At 35.2% G+C, this 4599-nt stretch carries 5 protein-coding genes; 4 read left to right on the top strand and 1 reads right to left on the bottom strand.

The window, feature by feature from the left end; genetic code table 11:
* From ACI4L0_RS04690 to ACI4L0_RS04675, 4 genes are all read left to right on the top strand, one after another.
* A partial coding sequence (locus ACI4L0_RS04690; protein ID WP_439799010.1) for a hypothetical protein occupies positions 1-212 on the top strand: 212 nt, incomplete at its 5' end.
* A gap of 15 nt (positions 213-227) precedes the next feature.
* Entirely contained in the window at positions 228-425 is a 198-nt protein-coding gene (locus ACI4L0_RS04685; RefSeq protein ID WP_439799009.1) for a MerR family transcriptional regulator, read from the top strand.
* Positions 418-1281, top strand: a complete 864-nt coding sequence (locus ACI4L0_RS04680) for a DNA-methyltransferase (protein WP_439799008.1) — start codon at positions 418-420, stop codon at positions 1279-1281. The genes ACI4L0_RS04685 and ACI4L0_RS04680 overlap by 8 nt, the downstream gene beginning before the upstream one ends.
* Positions 1282-1289: 8 nt before the next feature.
* Complete coding sequence (locus tag ACI4L0_RS04675) at positions 1290-2153, top strand: DNA adenine methylase (protein ID WP_439799007.1); 864 nt, start codon at positions 1290-1292, stop codon at positions 2151-2153.
* Here ACI4L0_RS04675 and ACI4L0_RS04670 read toward each other — a convergent pair.
* Entirely contained in the window at positions 2139-4115 is a 1977-nt protein-coding gene (locus ACI4L0_RS04670) for a hypothetical protein (RefSeq protein ID WP_439799006.1), read from the bottom strand. The genes ACI4L0_RS04675 and ACI4L0_RS04670 overlap by 15 nt on opposite strands.
* Positions 4116-4599 lie beyond the last annotated feature (484 nt).

Genomic DNA, 4599 nt, shown 5'->3' with positions numbered 1-4599 from the left:
TGTTTTTGTTCATAAAATCAGTATTTATCACATTGCGGTGCGGATTGCAAGGGGGGGGGATTCATAAAAATAGAAATGAATTTTTTATGGTGAAGCAAAAAGAAGTTTGGGAAAAGATGGGTGGTGATTTTTATTGTATTTATGAAAATACTTCTAGTACCTTAAATTTTATTGACTATCTGCTTGTTTTTCTGTTATATTTTTTTTATTAAGGTTTATGAAGGTTTATGAAGAATTTACAGAATCTTATGACAATAGCACAAGCTGCTGACTATGTCGGTGTTACTCCACTCACACTCAGAAATTGGGATAAAGCAGGAAAGTTAAAAGCTATTCGAAATCCATTGAACGGTTACAGAATGTATGACAAAGAGGAGTTGGATAAATTCCTTTCCCAATTACAGTTAGGAGAGAAAAATGGCTGATTGTCTTGAATTTGAATTAGAAAATCCTTTACCTCTCGATACAATTATCAAAGGTGATTGTATTACTGAAATGAAGAAACTTCCTGCAAATTCATTTGATGTTGCAATTATTGACCCACCTTATAATTTAAGTACAGGCGGAAACTGGTATTGGGATAACTCTGAAAAACTTGCTGGTTTTGGTGGGAATTGGTCTAAAGTTATGGAAAATTGGGATAATATGCCATTGATTGAGTATTTCAATTTTTGTTCGGCATGGATTAGCGAAGTGAAAAGACTTGTAAAACCAACAGGCTCTTTTTGGATTCATGGTACTTATCACAACATTGGAATCATAAATTTTATTCTACAGTTGCAGAACATTGAAATCATTAACGAAGTTGTATGGTACAAACGAAATAGTTTTCCAAATCTTTCTGGCAGAAGGTTGACTGCAAGCCATGAAACTATTTTATGGGGGCATACAGGAACTGCGAAAAAACGTGAGTATTATTTTGACTATGAAAAATCAAAGTCGCTTTCTTTTCCAGAGGATAACTTAAAACAGTCAGGAAAGCAAATGCGTACCGTTTGGGATGTACCAAACAACAAATCAAAAGAAGAACTTGCTTATGGAAAGCACCCAACGCAAAAACCAATCAGGCTTATTAATCGTATGCTTGATATTTCTGCAAAATTAGGCGACACAGTTTTAGTTCCTTTCGTTGGTTCTGGCACTGATTGCGTTGCTGCAAAAATGAAAGGCTTACACTATGTAGGATTTGAACTTGAAGATGAATATATCAAGATTGCAAATGAAAGATTAAAGCACTGTAACGATAATTTATCACTTTTTTCAGAAAGCGAAGGAGCATAAAAATGTGTATGCCGTCTACAGACAAAACAATACCATCTCTCATAAAGTGGACAGGAAGCAAGCGAAAACAAGCACCTCTCATTGCTCGTGAAGCAAAATCGTACAACCGTTACTTCGAACCTTTTTTGGGTGGCGGAGCATTGCTTTTTCTTTTTGCACACGAAGGTGCTGTCGCATCTGATATTTACAAACCGCTGATTGAGCTCTGGAAACTTATTCAAAGTAAACCGGAAGAAGTAATTTCTGATTATACAGAAAAGTGGAATGCTTTAAATATTGAATACAAAGATCTTCAATTAAATCATGTGAAAAATGTTGATGGTTTACCGAAAGTTTTCTATGATTGTCGATCTCGATTTAATAAAACTCATAATCCGCTTGATTTGAATTTCATAATGCGAACTTGTGTAAACGGAATTGTCCGCTTTAACGCTGAGGGGGAATTTAACAATTCTTTTCATCTTTCAAGACAGGGAATGAAGCCTGATATGTTCGCAAAAAATGTTCGCATATGGCACGAAAGAATTAAAGGTGTTGAATTTGAATGCCAAAGTTATGAGGAAACTCTAGCACAAGCAAGGGAAGGCGATTTTGTGTATTTTGACCCGCCTTATGCAGATAGTCATAACCGTTACATAAAAGATTTGGACTTGCAAACGTTCTTTACTGAACTTGACAAGCTTAACTCAAAAAATATCTCATGGGCGTTATCTTTTGACGGTTCTCGAGCAGGAACAAATTATTTTTCTGACATGCCAAAAGAACTCTACAAGCGGAAACTTTTACTTTCCAACGGCAATTCTGCGGTAAGCAAAATTCTTAATGCAAAGCAGGAAGAAGTGACAGAATCGCTTTATTTAAACTATAACTAACGAAAGGTTATCGAGCGGACATTTTGCATTACAGATTGCTTCCATTATTTTTTTCCCAAGTTCTGAATATGAGGAAATTTTTATTGTACATTTTCCGTCATCACTAAAGAAATACGAGAAAATAACATCACAAGCGACTTTGTTTTCTACAAGTTCAAAATCTTCGTCTCTCATACAGATATATGCGGCGGCAGAAGCGAACAAAAAATCATCTTTTGAAAGCTGAAAATCTGAGTATTTCCAGTTTTCAGACTTTTCTTCTCGTTCTGCGTTTACAGGAGTTTTTAATAAATCGTACAAATATCGGTTTAGGCGTTCGCCAATTCCTGTTTCAAGTTCTCTTGCACCTTCCTTCGATTCAATAGAGAATAAAATAGGCTTTTCTGCAAGGCTAAAGATTTGGAAAACATGGTCAGGTCTTTTTGCTTCTGTCTGACTAACACGTGGTAAAGAAAGCCATCTGTATTCTATTTTGTTTTTCTTATTCAAAACGGAAATACCGCTCCAGTCTCCACCTGGTGGGTTGCACATACCTTCAAAGATTTCTATACCTTTGCTTTGTGTCAAAAGTGTATGAAGAATTGTATCAACATCGTTTTCACCTATTTTTGTAGGTATCGGCAATATGGAAATTTTTTTGTCGATAGGCTTGAAATCTTTGTTTTGAAATTCTTCTTTCAAGATGTTCAATTTCTTTTTGCTTGTCGCAGAATCAACCAAAACGGCATCGCTTGCTGAGAAAATTGCCTCCCATAAACCATTCGTGGTTCCAAGTTTGACAGGATTATCTTCAAAGACTTTCCAAGTGGCAGCAGGAGCAGGTCCGTAAACAAAGGTTAAAATCTCGGCATTCTTTCCTGTAAGCATACGAGTAAATGGGGCAAGTCCACGGTCTGGTCGGGCATCATCTCCACGAGGTTTGAATCCCATAATCCAAGCTATAACAAGATTGTCCTTTTTTGAAAGCCATTTTTTAAAGGTATCAGTCAAATTTGGATAGAGTATGTTCACTTCTTCAACAAATTTTCTTTTGTTTAAGTTTGGAATTATACACATAGGAAGTTTTGATGAAGTGATGCCAATAGCGTATTTGCTTGCAATATTCATAAATTTTTGAGCTGTTTCCGTTAGCCCTTCAATATATGCGGTCTTTTTCCAATTTATAGGATTATTCTTGCACAAGAAGGTGATAAGCGATTCATTATTGCAAATAACATTATAAGCCTGTTTCCATTGCTCTTCTGAAAGAGTTACAGTTCCTTTGGATGTTGCAGCCTTTATCTGAATGAATTTTAAGATTTTGTTTTCAAGTTCTTTTTCTGCTTCTGTATATTCTTTTCCATGCAAAATACATTCGACAATTACAAGTAACTGCTCTTCTGAAAATACATCTTGATACAATCTTTCAGATTCTTCATCACAGCCAGGACTTTTTTCATAAATTGGAAGAACAGTAGAATATTCTTTTGTGTAAGCTATATAACTGAATGGAATTGCTGGGTTTGGAGACCTTGCAGCTTTGCGGTTTCTGTTTGAATCAAGTTCATATCCACCAAGTTCCGCAATATATAAATATGGAATTTTTGATTTTCCTGTAGAATAACCACGACCACTTCTTTGCCACGCTTGATTTCCAGCAGGCAACGCACCGCAGTATTCTATTGCCAAAAGAGGTCTTTCAATTTCATTTTCGATTTTAGTAATAACAACATCAGGAGCTTCTCTCAAAGAATATTTTTCTGTATGTAAAAGGCTTAATATATCTTTATTCCAACGACCATAGCCAGGAAAGAACGTAAAAATATAGGCGTCTGTTTCTGTTGAAGCATTATAAGAAGGCGAAAATACGGTAGATTCCTTTATGATAGAAGAACTCTTAATATTCAAGGCTTTTTTACACAGGTTAAATGCTCTTTCACATTCCACAATATTGTCACCATGAATATTTAACTTTTTAATCATTTCTCCTTACCTCTGATTTTATCATCGGTAAGTTTATTATTTTTCTAAAATATAAGCACATTAGGTAATATTCGTTTGAGAAAATTTGTAAAAAAAATTCATTTTTCCCTTGACCTGGTATTTGCTACCGGGCTTATACATTATTGCAGGTACCTAAAAAAATCAAAAAACGCAAACGAGGTGAAAAAATGAATGGAATTGTCAGAATGAAAAAAAATTGCTTTTTTATCGGCTTTGATTGCGGGGCTTGTGTCCGATTGCCACTTGATAGTTGCAACAAAAGCACGTCTGCCGCTGACATTTTCGCGTTCGTATAAAATGCTGGAATTTCAGTCATAAGTCCTTGCAAAATAGAATAATCAGCGGTGAGCAAATCTTTGTTGTTTAAGTATTAGAGGAAATTAAGGGAAATTAGCGGAAAATTTCCTCTAATTTTATTGAAAAATTGAATAATCAATGTTACACTGCTTATATGATTGAAGAA

The organism is Treponema sp. (genome assembly GCF_051883275.1).
GTDB lineage: Bacteria > Spirochaetota > Spirochaetia > Treponematales > Treponemataceae > Treponema_D.
This window is presented reverse-complemented; position numbering and strand designations above follow the sequence as displayed.

Excerpts from the sequence above, each read along its gene's own strand:
- ACI4L0_RS04685 (WP_439799009.1), top strand. The coding sequence starts at position 228 with ATGAAGAATTTACAGAATCTTATGACAATAGCACAAGCTGCTGACTAT.
- ACI4L0_RS04680 (WP_439799008.1), top strand. The coding sequence starts at position 418 with ATGGCTGATTGTCTTGAATTTGAATTAGAAAATCCTTTACCTCTCGAT.
- ACI4L0_RS04675 (WP_439799007.1), top strand. The coding sequence starts at position 1,290 with ATGCCGTCTACAGACAAAACAATACCATCTCTCATAAAGTGGACAGGA.
- ACI4L0_RS04670 (WP_439799006.1), bottom strand. The coding sequence starts at position 4,115 with ATGATTAAAAAGTTAAATATTCATGGTGACAATATTGTGGAATGTGAA.